30 protein-coding genes are annotated in these 25,435 nt (G+C 54.2%); 14 read left to right on the top strand and 16 right to left on the bottom strand.

Annotated elements, in window-relative coordinates; translation table 11 throughout:
* Positions 1–41: 41 nt before the first annotated feature.
* The gene (gene greA / locus FHW74_RS06780) at positions 42–518 is read right to left on the bottom strand and encodes a transcription elongation factor GreA (RefSeq protein ID WP_183169742.1); all 477 of its coding nucleotides are present in this window, start codon (positions 516–518) and stop codon (positions 42–44) included.
* Between the two features lie 248 nt (positions 519–766).
* Here greA and dacB point away from each other — a divergent pair, with 248 nt between their 5' ends.
* Positions 767–2,200: a serine-type D-Ala-D-Ala carboxypeptidase gene (gene dacB, locus FHW74_RS06785; RefSeq protein ID WP_183169743.1), complete on the top strand. Its 1,434-nt coding sequence runs from the start codon at positions 767–769 to the stop codon at positions 2,198–2,200.
* Positions 2,201–2,232: 32 nt separating this feature from the next.
* Here the strand turns inward: dacB and cgtA are convergent, their stop codons facing one another.
* The 4 genes from cgtA to rplU all read right to left on the bottom strand — a co-directional run bounded on the left by cgtA (position 2,233) and on the right by rplU (position 5,063).
* Positions 2,233–3,405, bottom strand: coding sequence for an Obg family GTPase CgtA (gene cgtA / locus FHW74_RS06790; RefSeq protein WP_183169744.1), 1,173 nt, complete (start codon positions 3,403–3,405; stop codon positions 2,233–2,235).
* A gap of 16 nt (positions 3,406–3,421) precedes the next feature.
* Positions 3,422–4,387: a DMT family transporter gene (locus FHW74_RS06795; protein WP_183169745.1), complete on the bottom strand. Its 966-nt coding sequence runs from the start codon at positions 4,385–4,387 to the stop codon at positions 3,422–3,424.
* Between the two features lie 88 nt (positions 4,388–4,475).
* Complete coding sequence (gene rpmA / locus FHW74_RS06800) at positions 4,476–4,733, bottom strand: 50S ribosomal protein L27 (RefSeq protein WP_002434222.1); 258 nt, start codon at positions 4,731–4,733, stop codon at positions 4,476–4,478.
* 18 nt (positions 4,734–4,751) lie between these two features.
* Positions 4,752–5,063, bottom strand: a complete 312-nt coding sequence (gene rplU / locus FHW74_RS06805; protein ID WP_002434221.1) for a 50S ribosomal protein L21 — start codon at positions 5,061–5,063, stop codon at positions 4,752–4,754.
* A 259-nt stretch (positions 5,064–5,322) separates the two neighbouring features.
* On the opposite strand from rplU, the gene ispB reads away from it, so the two are divergent.
* Together ispB and sfsB are read left to right on the top strand one after the other, a co-directional pair.
* Positions 5,323–6,294, top strand: a complete 972-nt coding sequence (ispB, locus tag FHW74_RS06810) for an octaprenyl diphosphate synthase (protein WP_183169746.1) — start codon at positions 5,323–5,325, stop codon at positions 6,292–6,294.
* Between the two features lie 205 nt (positions 6,295–6,499).
* Positions 6,500–6,763: a DNA-binding transcriptional regulator SfsB gene (gene sfsB / locus FHW74_RS06815; RefSeq protein ID WP_183169747.1), complete on the top strand. Its 264-nt coding sequence runs from the start codon at positions 6,500–6,502 to the stop codon at positions 6,761–6,763.
* Positions 6,764–6,835: 72 nt separating this feature from the next.
* On the opposite strand, the gene murA is transcribed toward sfsB, so the two are convergent.
* The 7 genes from murA to mlaF form a co-directional block, all read right to left on the bottom strand.
* Positions 6,836–8,095 (bottom strand): UDP-N-acetylglucosamine 1-carboxyvinyltransferase, encoded by a 1,260-nt coding sequence (murA, locus tag FHW74_RS06820; protein ID WP_183169748.1) that lies wholly within the window; start codon positions 8,093–8,095, stop codon positions 6,836–6,838.
* Between the two features lie 51 nt (positions 8,096–8,146).
* Entirely contained in the window at positions 8,147–8,401 is a 255-nt protein-coding gene (gene ibaG / locus FHW74_RS06825) for a BolA family iron metabolism protein IbaG (RefSeq protein WP_002434217.1), read from the bottom strand.
* 127 nt (positions 8,402–8,528) lie between these two features.
* Positions 8,529–8,831 (bottom strand): lipid asymmetry maintenance protein MlaB, encoded by a 303-nt coding sequence (mlaB, locus tag FHW74_RS06830; RefSeq protein WP_183169749.1) that lies wholly within the window; start codon positions 8,829–8,831, stop codon positions 8,529–8,531.
* Entirely contained in the window at positions 8,831–9,460 is a 630-nt protein-coding gene (gene mlaC / locus FHW74_RS06835; RefSeq protein WP_183169750.1) for a phospholipid-binding protein MlaC, read from the bottom strand. Before mlaC ends, mlaB begins: the two co-directional genes overlap by 1 nt.
* 15 nt (positions 9,461–9,475) lie before the next feature.
* Positions 9,476–10,027 (bottom strand): outer membrane lipid asymmetry maintenance protein MlaD, encoded by a 552-nt coding sequence (gene mlaD, locus FHW74_RS06840; protein ID WP_183169751.1) that lies wholly within the window; start codon positions 10,025–10,027, stop codon positions 9,476–9,478.
* A gap of 3 nt (positions 10,028–10,030) precedes the next feature.
* The gene (gene mlaE / locus FHW74_RS06845) at positions 10,031–10,813 is read right to left on the bottom strand and encodes a lipid asymmetry maintenance ABC transporter permease subunit MlaE (RefSeq protein WP_183169954.1); all 783 of its coding nucleotides are present in this window, start codon (positions 10,811–10,813) and stop codon (positions 10,031–10,033) included.
* A 7-nt stretch (positions 10,814–10,820) separates the two neighbouring features.
* Positions 10,821–11,636, bottom strand: coding sequence for a phospholipid ABC transporter ATP-binding protein MlaF (gene mlaF, locus FHW74_RS06850; RefSeq protein WP_183169752.1), 816 nt, complete (start codon positions 11,634–11,636; stop codon positions 10,821–10,823).
* 231 nt (positions 11,637–11,867) lie between these two features.
* Here mlaF and FHW74_RS06855 point away from each other — a divergent pair, with 231 nt between their 5' ends.
* From FHW74_RS06855 to npr, 11 genes are all read left to right on the top strand, one after another.
* Positions 11,868–12,845, top strand: a complete 978-nt coding sequence (locus FHW74_RS06855; RefSeq protein WP_183169753.1) for a calcium/sodium antiporter — start codon at positions 11,868–11,870, stop codon at positions 12,843–12,845.
* A 13-nt stretch (positions 12,846–12,858) separates the two neighbouring features.
* On the top strand, positions 12,859–13,845 hold the full coding sequence (kdsD, locus tag FHW74_RS06860) for an arabinose-5-phosphate isomerase KdsD (protein ID WP_183169754.1): 987 nt from the start codon (positions 12,859–12,861) through the stop codon (positions 13,843–13,845).
* A 17-nt stretch (positions 13,846–13,862) separates the two neighbouring features.
* On the top strand, positions 13,863–14,429 hold the full coding sequence (gene kdsC / locus FHW74_RS06865; protein ID WP_183169755.1) for a 3-deoxy-manno-octulosonate-8-phosphatase KdsC: 567 nt from the start codon (positions 13,863–13,865) through the stop codon (positions 14,427–14,429).
* A complete protein-coding gene (gene lptC, locus FHW74_RS06870) occupies positions 14,426–15,001 on the top strand; it encodes an LPS export ABC transporter periplasmic protein LptC (protein WP_183169756.1) in 576 nt (191 codons plus the stop codon). The genes kdsC and lptC overlap by 4 nt, the downstream gene beginning before the upstream one ends.
* Positions 14,970–15,527, top strand: a complete 558-nt coding sequence (lptA, locus tag FHW74_RS06875; protein WP_183169757.1) for a lipopolysaccharide ABC transporter substrate-binding protein LptA — start codon at positions 14,970–14,972, stop codon at positions 15,525–15,527. The genes lptC and lptA overlap by 32 nt, the downstream gene beginning before the upstream one ends.
* A gap of 6 nt (positions 15,528–15,533) precedes the next feature.
* On the top strand, positions 15,534–16,259 hold the full coding sequence (gene lptB, locus FHW74_RS06880; RefSeq protein ID WP_183169758.1) for an LPS export ABC transporter ATP-binding protein: 726 nt from the start codon (positions 15,534–15,536) through the stop codon (positions 16,257–16,259).
* 167 nt (positions 16,260–16,426) lie between these two features.
* On the top strand, positions 16,427–17,860 hold the full coding sequence (rpoN, locus tag FHW74_RS06885; protein ID WP_183169759.1) for an RNA polymerase factor sigma-54: 1,434 nt from the start codon (positions 16,427–16,429) through the stop codon (positions 17,858–17,860).
* 22 nt (positions 17,861–17,882) lie between these two features.
* Positions 17,883–18,170, top strand: coding sequence for a ribosome hibernation promoting factor (gene hpf / locus FHW74_RS06890; protein WP_125294226.1), 288 nt, complete (start codon positions 17,883–17,885; stop codon positions 18,168–18,170).
* 83 nt (positions 18,171–18,253) lie between these two features.
* Positions 18,254–18,733, top strand: coding sequence for a PTS IIA-like nitrogen regulatory protein PtsN (gene ptsN / locus FHW74_RS06895; RefSeq protein ID WP_183169760.1), 480 nt, complete (start codon positions 18,254–18,256; stop codon positions 18,731–18,733).
* A gap of 60 nt (positions 18,734–18,793) precedes the next feature.
* Entirely contained in the window at positions 18,794–19,648 is an 855-nt protein-coding gene (gene rapZ, locus FHW74_RS06900) for an RNase adapter RapZ (protein ID WP_183169955.1), read from the top strand.
* Complete coding sequence (gene npr, locus FHW74_RS06905; protein ID WP_183169761.1) at positions 19,645–19,917, top strand: PTS phosphocarrier protein NPr; 273 nt, start codon at positions 19,645–19,647, stop codon at positions 19,915–19,917. The genes rapZ and npr overlap by 4 nt, the downstream gene beginning before the upstream one ends.
* A 3-nt stretch (positions 19,918–19,920) precedes the next feature.
* Here npr and mtgA read toward each other — a convergent pair whose 3' ends face one another.
* The 4 genes from mtgA to FHW74_RS06925 form a co-directional block, all read right to left on the bottom strand.
* A complete protein-coding gene (mtgA, locus tag FHW74_RS06910; RefSeq protein ID WP_183169956.1) occupies positions 19,921–20,649 on the bottom strand; it encodes a monofunctional biosynthetic peptidoglycan transglycosylase in 729 nt (242 codons plus the stop codon).
* A complete protein-coding gene (gene elbB / locus FHW74_RS06915) occupies positions 20,646–21,299 on the bottom strand; it encodes an isoprenoid biosynthesis glyoxalase ElbB (protein ID WP_183169762.1) in 654 nt (217 codons plus the stop codon). Before elbB ends, mtgA begins: the two co-directional genes overlap by 4 nt.
* A 228-nt stretch (positions 21,300–21,527) precedes the next feature.
* Positions 21,528–23,864: an aerobic respiration two-component sensor histidine kinase ArcB gene (arcB, locus tag FHW74_RS06920; RefSeq protein ID WP_183169763.1), complete on the bottom strand. Its 2,337-nt coding sequence runs from the start codon at positions 23,862–23,864 to the stop codon at positions 21,528–21,530.
* Positions 23,865–23,976: 112 nt separating this feature from the next.
* Positions 23,977–24,918 (bottom strand): TIGR01212 family radical SAM protein, encoded by a 942-nt coding sequence (locus FHW74_RS06925; protein ID WP_183169764.1) that lies wholly within the window; start codon positions 24,916–24,918, stop codon positions 23,977–23,979.
* Positions 24,919–25,435: the final 517 nt, after the last annotated feature.

Here is a 25,435-nt window from a genome sequence, read left to right on the forward strand (position 1 = left end):
ATTCGGATTAGACCGAAAATGTGCGTTCATAAACGCCAATATTAAAGATATTCGACTTTCACGATTTCGAATTCAACCTGCCCGCCTGGGGTGTTGATGACGACCACATCGTCGACTTCTTTCCCTACCAGACCACGCGCAATAGGCGAGTTCACCGAGATCAGGTTTTGCTTAAAATCGGCCTCGTCATCACCCACGATGCGGTAGGTTTGCTCTTCATCAGAATCCAGATTCAACACGGTTACGGTTGAACCAAAAATCACACGCCCATTGTTCGGCATTTTAGTGATATCAATCACCTGGGCATTCGAAAGCTTGGCTTCGATATCTTTGATGCGCCCTTCACAAAAACCCTGCTGCTCACGCGCGGCGTGGTATTCAGCGTTCTCTTTCAGGTCGCCATGTTCACGCGCTTCGGCAATTGCGGCAATGATCTCCGGACGACGAACGGATTTCAGGAACTCCAGTTCTTCGCGCAATTTATCGGCACCACGTAAGGTCATCGGAATCGCTTGCATTTTTATACCTCTCAAACAGTCCTTTTCGCAGCGGAAACTCCGCCACGGCCAGTATGTCGCCCCGGCTAAAACCCGCAGGCACCGGGTAACAAACAAAAAAAAACCGACCCGGAGCAAGGCACCAGGTCAGGAACGATTTTGCATTTTGATAGGCATTTTAACCTGAAGTTCCCTGAGGGTCATCGTTTACTTTACCGTGCGATGCACCGTAGTATGACGGCACGTTTCCAGGCTGTTACCGCGAGATTATGCGATTTACCAGATTTGTCATTGGATTGGCCACAAGTATGGCGTTGACTGCGAACGCAGCAAACGTCGAAGAATACATTAATCAACTCCCCGCCGGCACAAACCTTGCGCTGATGGTGCAGAAAGTCGGCAGCCAAACCCCGGCAATTGATTATCACAGCCAGCAGATGGCCCTCCCCGCCAGTACCCAGAAGGTGATAACGGCGCTGGCGGCGCTGCTGCAGCTTGGCCCTGACTATCGCTTTACGACGTCGCTGGAAAGCCGGGGTAGCCAGGAGAACGGCGTGCTTAACGGCGATTTGATCCTGCGTTTCGGCGGCGATCCCACGTTTAAACGCCAGGATGTACGCAATTTAGTCGCGGCGCTGAAAAAAACCGGCATCCAGGAAATTAAGGGAAACGTGCTGATTGATACCTCGGTTTTCGCCAGCCACGATAAAGCGCCAGGCTGGCCGTGGAACGACATGACGCAGTGTTTTAGCGCCCCGCCTTCCGCCGCCATCGTTGATCGTAACTGTTTTTCCATCTCGCTCTATAGCGCGCCGAAACCCGGTGATATGGCGTTTATACGTATCGCTTCTTATTACCCGATCACTATGTTCAGCCAGGTCAAAACGCTGCCGAAGGGATCCCCGGAAGCACAGTATTGCGAACTGGACGTGGTGCCCGGCGATCTTAACCGCTACACCCTGACCGGTTGCCTGACGCAGCGCGCCGATCCGCTGCCGCTGGCGTTTGCCATTCAGGACGGCGCGGGTTATGCCGGGGCAATATTAAAGGCAGAGCTGAAAACAGCGGGCATCAGCTATAGCGGGACGCTTTTGCGCCAGACGCAGCCTGGCCCGCAGGCGACGGTTATCGCCAGCAAACAGTCGCCTCCGCTCCACGATTTGCTAAAAATCATGCTGAAAAAATCCGACAACATGATTGCCGACACCGTATTTCGCACCATTGGTCATGAATACTTCGGCGTACCGGGAACCTGGCGTGCTGGCGCAGATGCGGTAAGGCAGATCCTGCGTCAAAAAGCGGGCGTCGATTTGGGCAACAGTATCGTGGTGGATGGCTCTGGCCTGTCGCGCCATAACCTGATCTCCCCGGCCACCATGATGCAGGTGCTGCAATACATCGCCCAGAATGATGCCCAACTGAATTATATTTCTATGCTGCCTCTCGCCGGCTATGACGGCTCGTTGCAGTATCGCGCCGGGCTTCATGAAGCGGGAGTAAACGGGAAGGTATCGGCGAAAACCGGTTCGCTGCAGGGTGTCTATAACCTGGCCGGGTTTATCACCACCGCAAGCGGTCAGAAGATGGCGTTCATTCAGTATTTATCCGGCTACGCGGTTGAGCCCGCCAATCAGCGCAACCGCCGTATTCCACTGGTACGTTTTGAAAGCCGTTTATACAAAGACATCTACCAAAATAACTAAATGGAAAAGGCCGGGAATTCCCGGCCTTTTTATTAACGTTCGTAGATGATTTCGACGCCTTCGTCGTCATCTTCATCCCAGTCGTCGTCCCAGTCATCATCCGCTTCAGCTTCCATTTCTTCAAGCTGCTGACGATGGTAGTCATCCCACATAAATTCGACTTTTTCCGGGCCGTTTTCGGTGTTTTCCTGCACGATCGGGTTTTCGATGATGAAGTTCATCACATCCCAGCACAGCGGATTCACGCCCTGCTGCGTGGCGGCGGAGATAAGGTAATATTCCCCTTCCCAACCCAGAGCTTCAGCAATCGCTTTAGCGCGCTGTTGCGCATCTTCACGATCGATCAGGTCGATTTTATTGAACACTAACCAGCGCGGTTTAGCCGCCAGTTTCTCGCTGTATTTTTCCAGCTCGCCAACGATCACGCGGGCGTTTTCTACCGGATCGGAACCGTCGATCGGATCGATATCAATCAGGTGCAGCAAGACGCGGCAACGTTCGAGGTGTTTCAGGAAGCGAATACCCAGACCCGCCCCTTCCGCAGCGCCTTCGATCAGGCCGGGAATATCCGCAACCACGAAGCTCTTCTCGTTATCCATACGCACCACGCCCAGGCTTGGCACCAGGGTGGTAAACGGATAGTCCGCCACTTTCGGCTTGGCGGCGGAAACCGCACGGATAAAGGTCGATTTACCGGCGTTCGGCAGGCCAAGCATACCAACATCAGCCAACAGCATCAGTTCCAGTTGCAGATCGCGTTTTTCACCCGGCGTACCCATGGTTTTCTGACGCGGGGTACGGTTGACCGACGATTTGAAGCGGGTATTGCCCAGACCGTGCCAGCCGCCCTTTGCCACCATCAGGCGCTGACCATGTTTGGTCATATCGCCCATAGTCTCGCCGGTGCCCTGGTCGATAACGCGCGTGCCGACCGGTACCTTGATGGAGACATCTTTACCGCGTTTACCGGTGCAGTCGCGGCTCTGGCCGTTCTGACCGCGTTCGGCGCGGAACGATTTCTCGAAACGGTAGTCGATCAGGGTGTTCAGGTTCTCGTCGGCTTCCAGCCAGACGTCGCCGCCGTCACCGCCATCGCCGCCATCAGGACCGCCTTTCGGGATATATTTTTCGCGACGGAAGCTAACGCAACCGTTGCCGCCATCACCCGCGACGACCAGAATCGTTGCTTCATCAACAAACTTCATTTTACTTCTCCGTAAATCATTCGCCCGAGCGGGGTAGCGTGACTACCGCTTCGTTTTTACGCCAGCGTCCCCAAAGACGATGACCAATGGCGGAATACATCGCGCCCGCAACCACGACATACGCACCGACATAACCCAATACGTTGAGCATCGGTTTGGCGAAGAAATCGGGCCAGGCAATGGATAACAAGTCTGAAAACAGCAGGGTAAATAACGGGGTCAGCGTAATCAATGCGCTAACCTGCGCTGCCTGCCAGCGCGCCATTGCTTCAGCGAGCGCGCCATAACCTACCAGTGTGTTCAAACCGCAAAAAACCAGGCATGCCAGTTGCCAGGTACTTAGTTGCCCGATGACCTCAGGAGCGGCCAGCGGGAACATCGCAATAGTACATAAAGTGTACAGCAAAAAGAGGATCTGTTGCGAGGCCAGACGTCGCAGCAAAACTTTCTGCGCCACGCCGTAACTCACCCAAACCGTCGCGGCGCCTACGCCGAAAATTACGCCCCACGTGTAATCCGTTAAACGTGTGAAGATCTCAATCAGGCTGGTGTTGAAAAACATCACCAGACCGGACAGCAGCATAATGGCTCCCACAATCTGGGTTCCACGCATCTTCTCTTTGAGGATAAAAACGCTGGCTACCATCATTCCCACAGGCGATAGCTGACCAATCACCTGCGACGCCGTCGGGCTTAAATACTGCAGCGAAGAACTGAACAGAATAAAGTTGCCGAACAGTCCTCCGGTCGCGATAGCTAACAGAATCAGCCAACGCGGTTTACGAAACATTTTAAGCGGCGGCAACCTGCCTTTCACGGCCAGGATTGAGCCTAACCCAATCGATGCCATCAGAAAGCGGTAAAACACCACCGTCGGCGGCTCCATTACCGTCAGGACCTGTTTCATCGCAATGGGAAGCGCGCCCCAACAAACCGCCGTGGTAAGCGCCAGAAGAATACCGATGCCAGCCTGCTGTTTCATGAAAAACCCTGGAGAATTTTCCAGTTACGGAATGTAAAAAGCCCCGCAACAAGTGCGGGGCTCAATCCGTTACCGGGACACGAAAAACTTATTCAGCAACGATGCTGATGAATTTACGGTTTTTCGGACCTTTAACTTCGAACTTAACTTTACCGTCAGTCAAAGCGAACAGAGTGTGGTCACGGCCGCAACCTACGTTGGTGCCAGCGTGGAATTTAGTGCCACGTTGACGAACGATGATGCTGCCTGCCAGAACTGCTTCACCGCCAAAGCGTTTCACGCCCAGACGTTTAGCTTCGGAATCGCGACCGTTACGAGTTGAGCCGCCAGCCTTTTTGTGTGCCATTTAATCTGCTCCCCTGTATTAAGCGCTGATGCCAGTGATTTTCACATCAGTGAACCACTGACGATGGCCTTGCTGCTTACGGTAGTGTTTACGACGACGAAACTTAACGATTTTAACTTTCTCGCCACGACCGTGAGCAACAACTTCAGCTTTGATTACGCCGCCATCAACGAAAGGAACGCCGATTTTGACATCTTCACCGTTTGCGATCATCAGAACTTCAGCGAACTCAACAGCTTCGCCAGTTGCGATGTCCAGCTTTTCCAGGCGAACGGTCTGACCTTCGCTTACTCGGTGTTGTTTACCACCACTTTGGAAAACCGCGTACATATAAAACTCCGCTTCCGCGCACGCCTTGTATAGGATTCAGAGTGCGCTACAAATATTCACAATAGGGCGCGAATATTACGCAAATCGTGAGCCTTTGACAAGTCCTGTCGTGAAACAGCGCAGAAAAAAAACACAACATTGATGGTGACGTTTATCTGCTACGTTTTTACGGTACAATCAACCCTACATCTTCAACCCTATTATCTTACGTTCTTCCATTGATACTTGTGGTAAACAGGACGATAGCCAGACTTTTGCGATGAATTTAGAAAAAATTAATGAGTTAACCGCGCAAGATATGGCGGGCGTTAATGCGACCATCCTGGAGCAACTCAACTCGGATGTTCAGCTTATCAACCAGTTAGGCTATTACATTGTGAGCGGTGGCGGTAAACGCATCCGCCCGATGATTGCCGTACTTTCTGCTCGCGCGCTGGGTTACCAGGGCAACGCGCACGTTACCATTGCGGCGCTGATCGAGTTCATTCACACCGCCACGCTGTTGCATGACGATGTGGTGGATGAATCCGATATGCGCCGGGGTAAAGCCACGGCTAACGCAGCGTTCGGCAACGCCGCCAGCGTGCTGGTTGGCGATTTTATTTATACCCGCGCTTTTCAAATGATGACCCAGCTCGGTTCTTTAAAAGTACTGGGCGTCATGTCCGAGGCCGTTAACGTTATTGCGGAAGGCGAAGTCCTCCAGTTGATGAACGTCAACGATCCGGACATTACCGAAGAAAGCTACATGCGCGTCATTTACAGCAAAACTGCGCGGCTGTTCGAAGCGGCATCTCAGTGCTCCGGCATCCTGGCAGGTGCCAGCGATGCGCAGGAACAGGCGCTTCAGGATTATGGACGCTATCTGGGTACCGCGTTCCAGTTGATTGACGATTTGCTGGACTACAGCGCGGACGGCGAACGGCTGGGTAAAAACGTGGGTGACGATCTCAATGAAGGGAAGCCCACGCTGCCGCTGCTGCATGCCATGTGGAACGGCTCCGAGGATCAGGCGAAGATGATCCGCGACGCTATTCAGCAGGGCAATGGCCGCCATCTTCTCGAGCCGGTGCTTCACGCCATGGCGGAATGCGGCTCGCTGGAGTGGACGCGCCAGCGTGCCGAAGAGGAGGCGGATAAAGCCATCGCCGCCCTGGACGTGCTCCCCGATACGCCATACCGAGAAGCGTTAATCGCCCTGGCGCACATGTCTGTACAACGCGATCATTAATCCCCTTTCGTCTCCCATTTCTGCGCCGTCTGGCGCAGAAATTTCTTCCTGAACCTTACACCGCTTGCATGAAATAGTGCGTATCTGTGCACACTTCTGGTTATATCTAAAACTAACAAGAACCATTCGGAACTTTTCATGTTATATCTATTGCAGGAAAAAACAGCAGACGAGAGATCGCGTCATTTTTGTATAGAGGGAAAACATGCAAAAGAAAACTAAAGACTGGCATTCGGCAGACATTATTGCCGGGTTACGCAAAAGAGGGACCTCTTTAGCCGCTGAGTCACGTAAAGCAGGGTTGAGTTCATCCACGCTGGCCAACGCGCTTTCCCGGCCCTGGCCTAAAGGAGAACGTATTATTGCCGATGCGCTGGGGGTAGAACCCTGGGTTATCTGGCCATCCCGTTATTACGACCCGAACACCCACGAATTTATCGATCGCTCGCAGTTAATTCGATCGCGTTAAAAAAGAAAAGCCGGGGCAATCCCCGGCTTTTCAGGCTTGTTGATCGCGCTAATTAACGCGCCATTACAAGAATCAATTAGCTTTTACACGCTCAATATTGGCGCCTAAACCACGTAGTTTTTCTTCAATGCGCTCATAACCACGGTCGATATGATAAATGCGGTCGACATAGGTTGAGCCCTGGGCGATACAGCCCGCCAGTACCAGGCTTGCCGAAGCGCGTAAATCGGTTGCCATCACCTGCGCGCCGGACAGTTTTTCCACGCCGTGGCAGATCACGGTATTGCTTTCGATCTCGGCATGCGCGCCCATACGGATCAGTTCCGGCACGTGCATAAAACGGTTCTCGAAAATGGTTTCAGTGATCACACCGGTTCCTTCCGCCACCAGATTCAGCAGGGTAAATTGCGCCTGCATATCGGTGGGAAATGCCGGGTGCGGCGCGGTACGCACGTTAACCGCTTTCGGGCGCTTGCCGTGCATATCCAGGCTGATCCAGTCTTCGCCAATTTCAATGTCAGCGCCCGCTTCACGCAGCTTAGCCAGAACGGCATCCAGCGTATCCGGACGGGTATTGCGGCACACCACTTTACCGCCGGAAACGGCGGCGGCGACAAGGAAAGTGCCGGTTTCAATACGGTCCGGCAACACGCGATAAACGCCGCCACCCAGACGTTCAACGCCTTCGATAACGATGCGGTCGGTGCCCATACCGGTGATTTTCGCACCGAGCGTATTCAGGAAGTTGGCGGTATCAACGATTTCCGGCTCGCGCGCGGCGTTCTCAATAATCGTGGTGCCTTCAGCCAGCGTCGCAGCGGACATAATAGTCACCGTTGCGCCAACGCTGACTTTATCCATGACAATATGCGCGCCTTTCAGACGGCCCTGGACGGAGGCTTTGACATAGCCCTCTTCCAGTTTGATCTCGGCGCCCAGTTGCTCAAGGCCGACGATATGCAGATCCACCGGACGTGCGCCAATCGCGCAACCGCCCGGCAGAGACACCTGGCCCTGACCAAAACGCGCCACCAGCGGCCCTAATGCCCAGATAGAGGCGCGCATGGTTTTCACCAGTTCATACGGCGCGCAGAAAATGTTGACGTTGCTGGCGTCAATCCACACGGAACCGTTGCGCTCAACTTTGGTGCCCAGTTGGCTCAGCAGTTTCATGGTGGTATCGATGTCTTTCAACTGCGGCACGTTCTGAATTTCAACCGGCTCTTCTGCCAGCAGCGCAGCAAACAGGATCGGCAGCGCCGCGTTTTTAGCGCCAGAGATCGTTACCTCGCCCTGAAGCCGGCACGGACCTTGTACACGAAATTTATCCATGGAAATTTATCTCTTAATAATCAAAAAGGCTGCCGGCACCAGGCCCACAGCTTAAAAACCACTTAACTTGCGATCCCGCGCCCACTCTTGTGGCGTGTACGTTTTGATCGACACCGCATGGATGCGGTTTTCGGCAATCAGGCCCATCAACGGTCCGTAAACCGTCTGCTGTTTTTTCACCCGGCTCATCTCTGCAAACAGGTCACCCACTGCAATAACCTGGAAGTGGCTGCCGTCGCCGGTGACGTGAACTTCCTGAAGGGGCAGCGCATTCATCAGCACTGTCTGGATTTCATGATTTTCCATGGGTATCTCTATTGGTCGTTAAGTGAAAACAGGCCAAACATTTTAGAGGAAAGTGAGGCGCGCTTAAACAAACAAAAAGCCCCGCAATCAATGTTTGCGAGGCTTTCGGAGTAATTAACTGAAAAGCTTAGGATACCGTGGCAGGTAAAAGTCTGTCAGGCAGGTTATAAAGCTTTGCAAGGGTCGCTAAGTTCTCGCTCATCCCGGCCAGGTTTACGGTTTTACCGCCCTGCCTGCCGATATCGACCAGATGCAGCAGCAGCGCCAGGCCGGACGTATCGACGCGTTGCAGCGCATTGAGATCGATGACCTCAATGCCCGCCATCGCCGCTTCGCGCTGTTCCCACAGCGCGACCACGGTTTCCTGATCGAGTTCGCCACGCAGGATCAACCGATCCTCCTCACGTAACCACTCCAGCGCGTCGGCCATTATTTCTTCTCGTCCAGCGTGATCGGTTGACGGGAAATAGACTGCAACTGCGCGGTCAGGCCATCAATGCCTTTGGTGCGCAGCACGTCGCTCCACTCGTTTTGTTTGGTGGTGATCATGCTGACGCCTTCGGCAATCATGTCATACGCCTGCCAGTTGCCGGTTTGGGTGTTTTTACGCCACTGGAAATCCAGGCGTACCGGCGGGCGACCATTCGGATCGACAATGGTGACGCGAATCGGCACGATCGTCGCATCGCCCAGCGGCTGCTCCGGGGCAATCTGGTAGGTCTGGCCGTGATACATCGCCAGCGCCTGGCCGTAGGCCTGTTTCAAATACTCGCGGAACGCGGCGAAATAGGCGTCACGCTGTGCAGGCGTGGCGTCTTTATAGTAGCGACCTAACACCAGCGCCCCGGCGTATTTCACCTGAACGTAAGGCAGCAGTTCCTGATCCACCACCTGGCGCAGGTAATCCGGGTTTTTACGAATTTGCGGTTGCTCGTTTTTAAGACGATCAAAGGTTTTCTGGGCCGCTTCAGTCATCAGCTTATAGGGATTAGACTGATCGGCAGCGTGCGCCAACGGGGCAATCACCAGCATGGCGACCATTAACAGACGTTTAAACATAGTGTGATTCTCCAGTTAGTTCGTCGTGCCGTTTTGAGGCATTGATCCATTATGTTCGGCGCCAGGCGCTGGCGCATCGCCTGGATTCTGATTCTCGCCGCTGTTGCTCTTGTACAGGAACTGACCAATCAGGTCTTCAAGCACGATAGCGGACTTGGTGTCCTGAATCGTGCCGCCCTCTTTCAGAATTGACGATCCTAGCTCAGGATCGTCAAAACCGATATTCAATGCCAGATATTGCTCGCCCAGCAGGCCAGACGTGCGGATCGACAGCGAGCTGGTATCCGGGATTTGGTTATAGCGTTCTTCGATGTCCATCGCGACGCGCGGCAAATAGGTTTTCGGATCGAGTTCGATATCGGCGACCCGGCCAATCACCACCCCGCCGACACGCACCGGCGAACGCGCTTTCAGGCCGCCGATATTATCGAAGGTGGCATAAATGCGGTACGTCGACTCCGTGCGCATCGACGTGACATTCGCCACTTTCAGGCAAATAAACAGCGCCGCCAGCAGTGCCACCAGCATAAAGACGCCGACCCAGATTTCAGTTTTCTTCGTTTGCATGACTTAATTCCCAAACATCAGTGCAGTAAGCACAAAATCCAGGCCAAGAACGGCCAGCGATGCGTGCACAACAGTACGTGTAGTTGCCCGGCTAATCCCTGCTGAAGTCGGGATAGCATCATAACCATTGAATAACGCGATCCACGTTACCGTAATGGCGAAAACGACACTCTTAATCAGACAGTTGACCAGATCCATACGCCAGTCGATGGCGCTTTGCATCGCCGACCAGTAGAAGCCCGCATCAATACCTTTCCAGCTGACACCCACCAGCGCGCCGCCCCAGATCCCCACGGCAACGAAAATAATGGTTAACAGCGGCAATGAAATCACCCCTGCCCAAAAGCGCGGTGAAATGACCCGGCGTAACGGATCGACCGCCATCATTTCCATACTGGAAAGCTGCTCAGTGGCGCGCATCAGGCCAATCTCCGCCGTCAGCGCCGAACCGGCACGCCCGGCGAACAGCAGTGCTGCCACCACCGGGCCCAGTTCGCGCAACAATGACAGCGCCACCAGCATGCCGAGACTGGTTTCCGCGCTATAGGTGGTTAACACCAGATAGCCCTGCAACCCCAGTACCATGCCGATAAAAACGCCGGATACCATGATGATAACCATCGACAGCACGCCGACGTTATACAACTGGCGCATCAGGAGCGGCGCGTGCTTGCGGAATTCCGGTTTCCCAACCAGCGCATTGAATAACATCAAACCGGCACGACCAAAGGACGCGCAGCTTTTCAGCGTGCGGTGGCCTAGCGATGCCAGTGCATTTAACAGCATGAGCGGCTTAACTCCCTGTTCCAGGTAAAAGATCGTGCTGGTAATCGCCAGCAGGATAACGGAAGGGCACGGGCCCGTCGGCGTTGCCATCCAGGAACTGCCTGACGCGCGGGTCGGTATTGGTTTGCAGCGCCTGTGCCTGCCCGTGGGCGACGATACGTTTATCGGCCACGATATAGGCATAATCCGCGATGCTTAATACTTCGGGCACATCATGCGATACCACAATGCAGGTCACGCCCAACGAGCTGTTCAGTTCGGAGATCAATTTGACCAGGACGCCCATGGTGATAGGGTCCTGCCCGACAAACGGCTCGTCAAACATGATCAGGTCCGGCTCCAGCGCAATGGCGCGCGCCAGCGCCGCCCGCCGCGCCATCCCGCCCGAAAGTTCCGACGGCATTAATTTAGCCGCGCCGCGTAGACCGACGGCTTCCAGCTTCATCATGACCGTGCTTTTCAGTAGCGGCGCAGGCAGGCGCGTATGCTCGCGCAGCGGGTAAGCCACGTTTTCATAGACGTTCATATCCGTAAACAGCGCGCCGGACTGGAAAAGCATGCTCATTCGCTTACGCACCTGGTACAGGCGTGAGCGCGTCATGGCGGGAATATTTTCGCCATCAAATAAAATCTCGCCGCAATCGGGTTGGATCTGGCCGCCAATCAGGCGCAGAAGCGTGGTTTTACCAATCCCCGACGGCCCCATGATGGCCGTGATTTTTCCACGGGGTACGGTCAGTGAAATATCATCAAAGATACAACGGCTGCCGCGCGTAAAACGCATTCCCTGGATCTCAACCAGATTTGAGTCAGTCTGGCTCATCAACTTATCCTTAAAGTGATTTCAGGTTAAGCATGGCGCGTAAGATCACCATAAACCCAACATTTTTACAGAATATTACCCACCAGAGTTAGCCAAAGCTGGCATTTGTTTTACTTTTCGGACGCTAAAAGTCAGAATTAAGAATTCACAACCATCCTGAGTCTTTCCCTCTGAGCGGCCAGTACATCAGGTAAAGTGGGCCGGCGATTATACCTGAAGAAAGGGCTTTGCATGCTGTTAGCAACGATGCTGTTAGTAATTGGTTTATTTCTGGTGGTGTATAGCGCCGATAGACTGGTTTTCGCGGCTTCGTTGCTGTGTCGCTCCATTAATATTCCACCGCTGATTATCGGCATGACGGTGGTAAGCGTCGGGACATCCCTACCAGAAATCATGGTATCGGTCGCAGCGGCGTTGCATGGCCAACTGGATTTAGCCGTGGGTACGGCGCTGGGCTCTAACATAACCAACATCCTGCTCATCGCCGGGCTGGCGGCATTATTGCATCCATTTACCGTGCATTCCGATATTCTTCGCCGTGAATTGCCGCTAATGTTGCTGATGAGCGCGCTGGCTGGCCTGTTTCTTTATGATGGTACCCTGTCGCGCATCGATGGCGTAATTTTATTGCTGATTGCCGTGTGTTACCTGTGGTTTGTCGTTAAAATCGCGAAGCTTGCGCAGCAACAGGGCAATGATAGCCTGACGCGCGAACAACTGGCAGAACTGCCCCGGGGCGGCACCTTACCGGTGGCATTTCTGTGGTTAGCCGTGGCGTTGATCATTATGCCGATGGCCACACGCATGGTGATCGACAACGCCACAGTGGCGGCGCACTATTTTGCCGTGGATGAGTTGACTATCGGCCTGACGGTTATCGCCATCGGCACCAGTTTGCCGGAGCTGGCTACGGCGATTGCGGGTGTACGCAAAGGTGAAGATGATATTGCTATCGGCAACATCATCGGTTCCAGCATTTATAATATTGCCATTGTGTTAGGTTTACCGGCGCTGCTGGCGCCGGGTGCTATCAACACCCTCGCCTTTACCCGGGATTACGGGGTAATGCTGGGGGTCAGTGCCCTTTTCGCCCTGCTGTGCTGGCGGCGTGCGCGCCATATCGGCAAACGCACTGGCGCAGGGCTATTGATCGGTTTTGTGTTATGGATGACGCTGCTTTTTTGGGGCTCATCTTATCTCAATGGATGAATCGGAAACGCATATGTCGCATATAGATTTGCAACCGGGTTTTGACTTTCAACGGGCCGGGAAAGACGTCCTGGATATTGAACGTGAAGGTCTGGCACAGCTTGATCAGTACATTAACGACGATTTCGTGAAGGCCTGCGAACTGATGTTTTACTGCGCAGGCAAAGTGATCGTCATGGGGATGGGCAAATCCGGCCATATCGGTAAAAAAATGGCGGCGACGTTTGCCAGCACCGGTACGCCGGCATTTTTCGTTCATCCCGGCGAAGCCAGCCACGGCGATCTTGGCATGGTCACCGCCCAGGATGTGGTGATTGCGATTTCCAACTCCGGCGAATCCAATGAAATACTCGCCCTGATCCCGGTGCTTAAGCGCCTGCGGGTGCCGTTAATCTGCATGACCAGCCGCCCGGAAAGCGCCATGGCGAAAGCGGCGGATATTCATCTTTGCATCCACGTCCCGCAGGAAGCCTGCCCGTTAGGGCTGGCGCCTACCACCAGTACCACCGCCACGTTAGTGATGGGCGACGCGCTGGCTGTCGCGCTATTAAAAGCGCGCGGTTTTACAGCGGAAGATTTTGCGCTCTCTCATCCTGGCGGCGCACTGGGCCGTAAGTTATTGCTGCGCGTTAACGATATTATGCACAGCGGCGACGAAATCCCGCATGTCAGCAAAGAGGCGTCCTTGCGCGACGCCCTGCTGGTGATCACCCGTAAAGGGCTGGGCATGGTGGTGATTTGCGATGACCTGATGAAAATTGAAGGCGTCTTTACCGATGGTGATTTGCGCCGCGTGCTGGATATGGGCGCAGATGTGCGTACCCTGAGTATCGCCGAAGTGATGACACCTGGCGGTGTGCGTGTTCGCCCGGGCACCCTGGCGGTAGATGCGTTGAACCTGATGCAATCACGGCATATTACCTCCGTTCTGGTCGCGGATGGCGACCTGTTAATGGGTGTGGTACATATGCACGATCTGCTGCGCGCTGGCGTAGTGTAATGAAGGATAAGTCGTTAATGAGTAACCATGATGCTGCTATCACCACCTGCTACGGGCCGGTGAGCGCAAAAGTCATTCACAAGGCGCAGAAGATCCGCCTGTTGATTCTGGACGTCGACGGAGTGATGTCTGACGGCCTGATTTATATGGGCAATAATGGCGAAGAGCTCAAAGCGTTCAATGTGCGCGATGGCTATGGCATACGCTGCGCACTGACCTCAGGCATTGAGGTGGCCATTATCACCGGACGTAAAGCCAAACTGCTGGAAGACCGGTGCGCCACCCTGAAGATTACACACTTGTACCAGGGCCAGTCGGATAAGCTGATCGCCTATCGCGAGCTGCTGGAAAAGCTGTCGCTATCGGCGCAACAGGTCGCCTATGTCGGCGACGATCTGATCGACTGGCCGGTGATGGCGGAAGTCGGGCTTAGCGTGGCGGTCGCCGACGCGCATCCTCTGCTGACGCCGCGCGCGGATTATGTGACCCACATCCCGGGCGGCCGGGGCGCGGTGCGTGAAGTGTGCGATTTGCTACTGCTGGCGCAGGGGAAACTGGAAGACGCCAAAGGGCAATCGATATGAGCAAAACCAGACGTTGGGTTATCATTTTGCTCGCGCTGGTCACGCTGGTGTTGATCGGCATTAATTTGACGAGCCAGGATGACGCGACACAGGTCGTTAATAATAGCAACGAGCCGACGTATCAAAGCGAGCAATCCAACACGCTGGTTTATAGCCCTGAAGGGGCGCTGAATTACCAGCTGGAAGCGCAACACGTTGAATATTTTTCTGATACTGGCGTGTCGTGGTTTACAAAACCTGTCATGATCATGCTGGATGCGAATAAGATCCCGACCTGGTCAATCACGTCAGATAAAGCCAAACTCACCAATGACCGGATGCTTTATCTGCAAGGCAATGTGGTTGTTGACGCGTTGACCCCTGAAGCGCAACTACGAAAAATTACCACCGATAACGCGCAGATTAATCTGGTGACGCAGGATGTTGCGTCAGACGATCTGGTGACGTTATACGGCACCAGCTTTAACTCCAGCGGCCTGAAAATGCGCGGAAACTTACGCAGCAAAAATGCCGAGCTGATTGAAAAGGTTAGAACGTCCTATGAAATTCCAAATAAACAAACTCAGCCTTAACCTTGCCTTATCCGGTGCGTTGCTGGCGGCGGCTTTTCCTGCGCTGGCGTTGACCGGTGATACCGATCAGCCGATTCATATCGAATCCGATCAACAGTCGCTGGATATGCAGGGCAATGTCGTGACTTTTACGGGCAATGTTGTGGTGACCCAGGGCACCATTAAAATCAATGCCGATAAAGTGGTGGTCACCCGTCCGGGCGGCGAGAGCGGCAAAGAGGTGATCGACGGCTACGGCAAACCCGCCACGTTCTTTCAAATGCAGGACAACGGCAAACCGGTTAAAGGCCATGCCGATACCATGCATTACGAGCTGCAGAATGACTTTGTGGTCCTGACCGGTAATGCCTTCCTTGAGCAACTGGACAGCAACATCAAAGGTGACAAAATCACCTATCTGGTCAAAGAGCAGAAGATGCAGGCGTTTAGCGATAAAGGCAAACGCGTGACGACCGTGCTGGTGCCCTCACAGCTCCAGGATAAGAACAAACCCGCCAATGCGCCTGCGCCCAATAAGAGTAACTAATTTTTTATGGCAACATTAACAGCGAAAAACCTCGCGAAAGCCTACAAAGGCCGCCGCGTCGTCGAGGATGTGAGCCTGACGGTGAATTCAGGCGAAATTGTCGGCCTGCTTGGCCCGAACGGAGCGGGTAAAACCACGACGTTCTATATGGTGGTGGGGATTGTCCCGCGCGATGCCGGGAACATTATCATTGATGATGAAGACATTAGCCTGCTGCCGTTGCATGCCCGCGCCCGCCGCGGCATTGGCTACCTTCCGCAGGAAGCGTCGATTTTCCGGCGCTTAAGCGTTTACGACAACCTGATGGCGGTGTTGCAGATCCGTGACGATCTCACCAGCGAGCAGCGCGAAGATCGCGCCGTCGAGCTAATGGAAGAGTTTCACATCGACCATCTGCGTAACAGCCTCGGCCAGTCGCTGTCGGGCGGTGAACGTCGCCGTGTCGAAATCGCCCGCGCCCTGGCGGCGAATCCCAAATTTATTCTGCTCGATGAGCCGTTTGCTGGGGTAGATCCCATCTCGGTAATTGATATTAAACGTATTATTGAGCATCTACGCGACAGCGGTTTGGGTGTGTTAATTACCGACCATAACGTCCGCGAAACGCTGGCCGTGTGCGAACGCGCTTACATTGTGAGCCAGGGCAATCTGATTGCGCACGGTACGCCTGACCAAATCCTGCAAGACGAACAAGTTAAACGTGTGTATCTTGGGGAAGAGTTCAGACTCTGATACGGTAGAGCAAATCACAGAGGGTTGAAGCTCCCTGTCGAAGCTTCAGAATCTGCCTGTGCAGGTATAATTGACGTGTGTACCCCTTACCGCTTCACCGCGTCGGCCTTTGATGCAGACGCGGTTGAGACAGTGAGGGTATAAACCTGAGGAATGTTGCTCTGAATATGAAGCAAGGTTTGCAACTGAGGCTGAGCCAACAGCTTGCCATGACGCCGCAACTGCAACAGGCGATTCGCTTGCTGCAGTTGTCTACGTTAGAACTCCAGCAGGAGCTGCAACAGGCGCTGGACAGCAATCCGTTGCTCGAGCAAACCGACTTTCATGATGAGATAGACGCTCAGGAAACCCGGGATACCGAAACGCTGGACACCGCCGACGCCCTCGAACAAAAAGAGATGCCGGACGAACTGCCGTTAGACGCCAGCTGGGACGAAATCTACACCGCCGGCACCCCGTCGGGAAACGGGGTGGATTATCAGGATGATGAACTGCCCATCTATCAGGGCGAAACCACCCAGTCGCTGCAGGATTACCTGATGTGGCAGGTTGAGCTGACGCCGTTTTCCGATACCGACCGTGCGATTGCCACTTCTATCGTCGATGCTGTGGACGATACCGGCTACCTCACCGTGACTCTGGAAGAGATTCTGGAAAGCATTGGCGATGACGAAACGGATATTGAAGAAGTCGAAGCGGTGCTTAAGCGCGTCCAGCGTTTTGATCCTGTCGGCGTCGCCGCCCGCGATCTGCGCGACTGCCTGCTCATTCAGCTTTCGCAATATTCCAAAGATACGCCCTGGCTGGAAGAGTCGCGGCGAATCGTCAGCGACCATCTCGATCTGCTGGCGAATCACGATTTCCGCACGCTGATGCGCGTTACGCGACTGAAAGAAGACGTCCTGAAAGAAGCGGTCAATTTTATCCAGTCCCTCGATCCCCGGCCAGGCCAGTCAATTCAAACCAGTGAGCCGGAATATGTCATTCCTGATGTGCTGGTGCGTAAGCACAACGGCGTCTGGACGGTAGAACTGAATGCCGACAGCATCCCGCGATTAAAAATCAATCAGCAGTACGCCTCAATGGGCAGTAGCGCGCGTAACGAAGCCGACGGCCAGTTTATCCGCAGCAATCTGCAGGAAGCGCGCTGGCTGATAAAAAGCCTGGAAAGCCGCAACGATACGCTGTTACGCGTCAGCCGCTGCATTGTGGAGCAGCAACAAGCGTTTTTTGAACACGGCGAAGAACATATGAAGCCGATGGTGCTGGCGGATATCGCCCAGGCCGTCGAGATGCACGAATCCACCATTTCGCGCGTCACAACCCAGAAATATTTACATAGCCCGCGCGGCATTTTTGAACTGAAATATTTCTTCTCCAGCCACGTGAATACCGAAGGCGGCGGCGAAGCCTCTTCCACTGCGATTCGGGCGCTGGTTAAGAAATTGATTGCCGGAGAGAATCCGGCAAAACCCCTGAGCGACAGTAAGCTGACCTCCATGCTGTCTGAACAAGGTATCATGGTGGCTCGCCGTACCGTCGCCAAATATCGAGAGTCTCTGTCCATTCCGCCGTCAAACCAGCGTAAACAACTGGTCTGACATAACCGATAAGGAAGACACTATGCAGCTCAACATCACAGGACATAACGTCGAAATCACTGAATCTTTGCGCGAGTTTTTGAACACGAAGTTCGCCAAGCTGGAGCAGTATTTTGAAAGGATAAACCAGGTCTATATTGTGCTGAAAGTGGAGAAGGTCACTCACATTTCCGATGCGACATTGCATGTGAACGGTGGGGAGATCCATGCCAGTGCGGAAGGGCAAGACATGTATGCAGCCATCGACGGGCTTATTGATAAACTGGCGCGTCAATTGACTAAACATAAAGATAAACTAAAACAACATTAAGAGTCCGGGCGTTTACCTGGTGTTTCAACGGCTCGTGGTCACTGACGACGAGCCGTTGGCATTGAGAATGCTTAGGTGAAAATATGATGACTTATGATTTAAGCAGTGTCCTTAACCAGGAATGTACCCGCAGCGGCGTTCACTGCCAGAGCAAAAAACGCGCGCTGGAAATAGTCAGTGAACTGGCCGCAAAACAGTTAAGCCTGCCGCCTCAGGTGGTATTTGAAGCGATCCTGACTCGTGAACGTATGGGCAGTACCGGTATTGGCAATGGCATTGCCATTCCCCACGGCAAGCTGGAGGAAGATACCTTACGCGCCGTGGGCGTGTTTGTGCAGCTTGAAACGCCTATCGCCTTTGACGCCATTGATAACCAACCCGTAGACCTGCTGTTTGCCCTACTGGTCCCGGCGGACCAGACTAAAACGCATTTGCATACCCTGTCCCTGGTGGCGAAACGTCTGGCGGACAAAACGATTTGCCGTCGCCTGCGCGCCGCGCAAAGCGACGAAGAGCTGTATCAGATCATTACTGAAGGCAGCAATGAAAACCAAAGTGAATAACCGGGTGGAGGAAGTCACCCTGGCTGCACCGATGCAGCCTGCCGTGTGGGAGAAATCGAGATGGTATTGATGATTGTCAGCGGACGCTCAGGCTCAGGAAAGTCCGTGGCGTTGCGGGCGCTGGAGGATATGGGTTTTTATTGCGTCGACAACCTGCCGGTTGTGCTGCTGCCCGATCTTGCCCGGACGCTGTCGGATAATCATATTTCCGCCGCTGTCAGCATTGACGTTCGCAATATGCCGGAATCGCCGGAAATTTTCGAACAGGCGATGAATAACCTGCCGGACACGTTCTCCCCGCAACTGCTGTTTCTCGATGCCGATCGCAACACGCTGATCCGCCGTTACAGCGATACTCGCCGCCTGCATCCCCTCTCCAGCAAAAATCTGTCGCTGGAAAGCGCCATCGATCAGGAGAGCGATCTGCTGGAGCCGCTGCGTTCCCGCGCCGACTTGATCGTCGATACCTCTGAAATGTCGGTCCACGAACTGGCGGAAATGCTGCGTACCCGTCTGTTGGGCAAACGCGAACGTGAGCTGACCATGGTATTTGAATCCTTTGGCTTTAAACACGGCATTCCTATTGATGCGGACTACGTGTTTGACGTGCGCTTTTTACCTAACCCGCACTGGGACCCGAAACTTCGTCCGATGACCGGCCTGGATAAGCCCGTTGCGGCATTCCTGGACCGCCATACCGAAGTGCATAACTTCATTTACCAGACGCGCAGCTATCTTGAGTTGTGGCTGCCAATGCTGGAAACCAACAATCGTAGCTACTTAACGGTGGCCATCGGCTGTACAGGCGGTAAACACCGCTCCGTGTACATCGCCGAGCAGCTGGCTGACTATTTCCGCTCGCGCGGTAAAAACGTCCAGTCCCGCCATCGCACGCTGGAAAAACGTAAAACATGACCGTCAAACAAACCGTTGAAATCACCAATAAGCTGGGCATGCATGCGCGCCCGGCGATGAAGCTGTTTGAGCTCGTCCAGAGTTTTAATGCAGAAGTGTTGTTGCGAAACGAAGCGGGCACCGAAGCGGAAGCCAGCAGCGTTATCGGTCTGTTGATGCTGGATTCCGCACAGGGCGGTCATATTGAAATCGAAGCCAACGGCCCGCAGGAAGTCGAAGCGCTGGCGGCAGTGATTGCGTTATTCAACGCCGGTTTCGACGAAGACTAACGCTCAGTGGAGCTGGTGCTGAGCCATATACGACTCCCCGCCAAGCTGGCGCATTTGACGCAGGATCCACGCCTGGCGCGCACGCACGTAGCCTGATGGCGCATCGGCTTTAAAACGCAACGGGTTGGGCAGCACGGCGGCCAGCAACGCAGCCTGCGAGGCGCTAAGCTGGCTGGCCGGCTTATTGAAATAATGCTGCGCGGCGGCTTCCACCCCAAAGATCCCATTACCGAATTCAGCAATGTTCAGATACACCGTCAGGATCCGCCGCTTACTCCACACGGTCTCGATCCCCACGGTTAACCCCGCCTCCAGCCCCTTGCGCAGCCAGCTGCGGCCATCCCACAGAAACATATTTTTCGCCGTTTGCTGAGACAGCGTTGACGCACCGCGAATGCGGGTTTCATGGTGTTCGTTATGGGCGACGGCTTTCTGGATCGCCGCCATATCAAATCCCCAGTGCTCCGGGAATTTTTGATCCTCGGCGGCTATCACCGCCAGGCCCATCCACGGCGAGATCTCATCCATGCCGACCCAGTCAGAATGCGCCACATAGCCGAAATCACCGTGCAGCCAGGCGGAAAGCTGCCGCTCAATCATCACCGCGGAAAAAGGCACCGGCAGCATGCTGAACAGCAGGATCCCGGCGATCCACAAACTGGCGATCCCTAATAGTAAGCGGATAACTCCACGCTTCAGCGTACCGACGATCGGCAAGCGGCCCCGCGTCATTCGCACAGATCCAACACCCTGGCGACCAGTTTCTCGATACCATCCGCCGCTTCATCAATGCGTTTAGCCAGCATGTACGCCGGGGTAGTGACCAGTTTGTTCTCTTCGTCCACCACGATGTCTTCCACCGGGCAAGGAACGTGTTCGCCACCCATCTCTTCGATGACTTCGGCGGTGTCGATGTCGGTGCCGATGGTCAGGCGCAACGGCGCGGGGATCAGTTTCGGCAGCATGGCGGGCGCGATGCACAGGAATCCCAGCGGTTTACCCGCCGCGTGCATCGCCTGCACCAGGCGCTTGAGTTCAGGATCAACGCCGCATTCGCTGCCCTGGCTGGCGAAATTGCTGAGGTTTTTCGCCGCACCAAAGCCGCCCGGCACGATCAGCGCGTCCAGTTCATCGGCATTCGCCGCGCTGAGAGGCGCGATCGCGCCCCGGGCAATACGCGCCGCTTCGATCAGCACATTGCGGCTTTCCGCCATAGGATCCCCGGTCAGATGATTGATCACATCGGCCTGAGGTTTATCCGGCGCAAAGCAGCAGGCTTGCGCGCCCTGCCGCGCCAGCGCCAGTAAAGTGATCACCGCTTCATGGATCTCAGCGCCGTCATAAACGCCACATCCTGCCAACACCACGCCAATTTTTTTCATCGTGATTTTCCTTTCTTCCTGGCTCCCGAAGCAGATTAATTACGCTTATAAAACGCTATGCTTCACACATTTAACTGATTCACGTAACAATAAATTTAAGTTTTGCTATCTTAATGCACGTGCTGTTTCATCTACCCGGCCATGTTACTCGACTAACACAACACCACTAACATGGCCTCGATTTCCCTGGTGTTGGCGCAGTATTCGCGCACCCCGGTATAGCCGGGGTCATTTTTTTGGTGCATTCGCTACCCACGCTTTCAATACCGCCACGTCGTTTTGCCACTCCTGTTTCAACTCTTCAATCCACTCACCAACGTTATCCCACCATGCCGGAAGATCCGGAGACTGGATCTGCTGGGCAACTTGCTGGAGGTGGCGTAACCCGATCGATCCCGCCGCGCCTTTGATCTTATGCCCCTCTTCCGTGATCCCTTTTTGATCCCGGGCGGTGAGATTGGAGTCCAGCACGCTCAGGTAGCCCGGCATCATTTTCTCAAACACGGCCAGACCGTCAGTGATCAGTTTCGGCCCAACCAGTTCCATGTACTGCTCCAGCATGGCGATATCCAACAATGCATTCTGTTTGCTGTGTTGTTCGAGTGACACGATCCTCTCCTCATGGTTTGAACGGGAATCCCAGAATTTCTTGATCATCGCGGTGAGCGCCGGGACGGACAAAGGTTTGCTGAGCACATCATCCATGCCCGCCGCCAGGTACTCGGCTTTATCTTTCAGCACGTTGGCGGTCAACGCCACCAGCGGCGGCAACTCACTGGCGTCGAACTGGCTGGTCAGCTTGCGGGAGATATCCAACCCGGTCATGTCCGGGAGTTGGATGTCCAGCAGCACCAGGTCGTATTCGCCCAGTTTAAACATATCCAGCGCTTCCTGGCCGGTCATCGCCACATCGACGCTGTTACCCATTTTTTCCAGCACCGAACGAGCGACAATCACGTTCAGTTCAATGTCTTCCACCAGCAGCACATGCAGTGCCGGTAGCGGCATATCGTCCTCGTCAGAGGTGCTGTCGATCTCTTCCGCCACGCGCGGCGCCTGAACCGTCAGGGTAAATACCGAGCCTTTGCCGGGATGGCTGCTGACGGTGATATCGCCGCCCATGTTTTTCGCCAGCCGCCGCGATACCGCCAGGCCGATACCGGTGCCGGTAGCGGGCTTGCCGCCGTGGCTGTCTTTTACCTGATAATACATGGCGAAGATTTTATCCTGCTCGTTCTGCGGGATGCCGATACCGGAATCCTCCACTTCGAACCGCAGCATGCTGTTTTCGTAGCTGACCCGCACCGTTACCTGGCCTTTCTGGGTGAATTTCACCGCGTTGCTGATCAGGTTCCAGATAATCTGACGCAGGCGCGTCCCGTCGGTGATGACCTTATGCGGCAGCGGCAGAGCAGGCTCCATAACAAAGCGCAGCCCTTTTTGTTGCGCCTGTAAGCCGGAGAGGTTTTCGAGGTCCGCCAGGAAGCCGGTGAAGTCGATCGGCTGGTTATCAAGCTGCACTTTGCGGCGTTCGATCTTATCCATGTCGATAATATCGTTAAAGATATTGCCAAGCGTGACGGCGGAGACGTGGATCGTTTTCAGGTATTTTTGCTGTTCTGCCGTGAGGTCGGTATCCAGCAAAATGCGGCTCAGGCCGACGATGCCGTTCAACGGCGTGCGCAGCTCGTGGCTGATGGTAGAAATAAAGGTGGTCTTGTCGCGGCTGGCGCGTTCCAGCGCATCCTGGTAGCGCTTGCGTTCGGTAATGTCGCGGCCAAAGCCCATCAGCCCGTGGCGTTTGCCCACGCGGTCGTAGTACGGCACTTTACGGATTTCAAAACAGGCTTTGCGGCCATCGGGATAATCGAGCCACTGTTCATAGGTCAGCGAGACGTTGTGACGGAACACTTTCTCATCGGTCTCAATGACCTTTTCCGCCGCTTCCGGCGCATAGACATCGTGCGGCTGTAGGCCGATAAGCTGTTTCTCGCTTTTGCCGGTCAGTAACTCCATGGCGCGGTTGCAGCCAGAAAACGCTTTGTCTTCGTTGCGATAGAAAACCAGGTCCGGCGAGGCATCCAGAAAGGAGCGCAGAAACGACGATTGCTGCTCGAGCTGGATTTGCGTCACTTCGCGCTCTTTCATCTCGACGGTGAGCTGCTCCAGCACTTTCTGGCGCTCGGCCTCCGCCTTCTCACGCTCGGCATTCTGCTGGTTAAGCTGGGTAATGTTGTCTTTTAACTGAATATTGAGCTTCAGGTCGCGCTCGCGCATCTCTTCCAGCTTATCCACCAGCTTTGACAGACGCTGGCGCGACTCTTCCAGTTGCTCGACCACCACCGACAGGAAATAGACCGCCCAGGGGGTGATCAACAAACCGAAGAAGATAGAGCGGATCACATCGATACTTTCGACCCGACCATGCAGCACCATGGTCACCGCCATTTGCACAACCATCGCCAGTATCACCAGCACCAGAGCCAGTAATAGCGAAAAACGAACCAGCCCAAGTTTGACCAACAGGTCGACGTAATACTGTGCCAATAAACGGATTTGCTTCATAGGATGTTCCTTTGCTGCGTACCGCTCAATAATACTCAATTCCGGCCGTTACGCTGAAGGTTGTGAAAAAAAGTGCGCGGTAGAATCCATTTATCGCCGTTTCAACGCGGCGTTAAACGGCGATAGCAGGAGGATTTGCCTGCCAGGGCGTTCCTAATGCCGAGCCCTGAACGCCCTCGCGGCTCAGGTAACGATCAATTTCCACCATCCCGGTCCAGCGGTTTTCGCACCATAGCGGCGCCAGCAGCGTGGGCCGCCGCGCGCTGGCGGAAATACGATGATAGATAATCTCCGGCGGCGTGTGACGGATCAATTCGCCCGCGATGGTGGTGTAATCCTCCAGTTCAATGGCATTGAGCCGCCCTGCCGCCCAGGCTTTCGCCATAGAGCTACCGGTGACGATATGCAGCGGATGCAGTTTGATGCCGTCAGTGCCGGTGTCCACCACGCTTTCCAGCGTGTTAAGCGCATCCTGATGGCCTTCGCCGGGCAAACCGACAATCAGATGCGTGCAGACTTTCAGGCCGCGCTCCCGGGCAAGCCGGGTCGTTTTCTGGTAGCAGGCGAAATCATGGCCGCGGTTAATACGATGGAGCGTTTTATCGTTGGCGGTTTGCAGACCCAGTTCCAGCCACACTTCATAGCCTTGCTCGCGATAGCAGCACAGCAGATCCAGTACGCTGTCCGGTACACAGTCCGGACGCGTTCCGACGCAAAGCCCCACCACGTTGGCCTGTGCAATCGCCTGCTGATACATACTGCGCAACAGCTGCACTTCGGCAAAGGTACTGGTGTAGGCCTGGAAATAGGCCAGATAGCGGCGGGCGCGATTAACCAGCCGCGCCTGGTCGGCGAGCTGTTCAGCGATACTGCGGTGCTGCTGCGCTTCGTCGGCAAAGGAGGCTACATTGCAGAAAGTGCAACCGCCGCGCCCTAAGGTGCCATCGCGGTTGGGGCAGCTAAAGCCGCCGTGCAACGTGAGCTTATGAACTTTTTGTCCGTAGCGACGTGAAAGATCGCCACCAAACATATTGACTAATTTTTGTAACTGCATAATCTGGAGGGCCGGCCTGAAAAAGGGCCTCAGACTGCCATTTTTACCTCGTAACGGCGATGATGTGGATCAAGCGTCTGCCCTTGCCTTTATCATTTGAATAATCATTCATAATTATCGGAATTTCAGTCACTCCTGAAGCAATTACTTTTACTTATAAACTCCCCCATTATTTAAAGAATATGACATAGCCGCGAAAACAGAGGCATTATGCGGCTCTACCGGCATATTCAGCATAATAATCTAGCAATTTATTTAACAACAGCGCGCTATATAGTTTTAGCCGCTTTTTGTTAGTGAGACAGATCACACTTGCCAATGCTGTTCAGACCACTTCAGGCAAACAAAAATCCATCAAATACCTTTTAAATTCATTATGTTAATGCATCGTTAGCACAAATTTGAATAAATAAGAATGCCATTTGACCTGTGTCGCAAATCCCGATAACTTGGAAATCCGCTGGAAGCTTTCTGGATGAGCACTCTGCTCATCATATTTATGCAGTAATTGAGATTC

It is taken from the genome of Atlantibacter sp. RC6, assembly GCF_014193285.1.
In the GTDB taxonomy this organism is placed as follows: Bacteria; Pseudomonadota; Gammaproteobacteria; order Enterobacterales; family Enterobacteriaceae; genus Atlantibacter.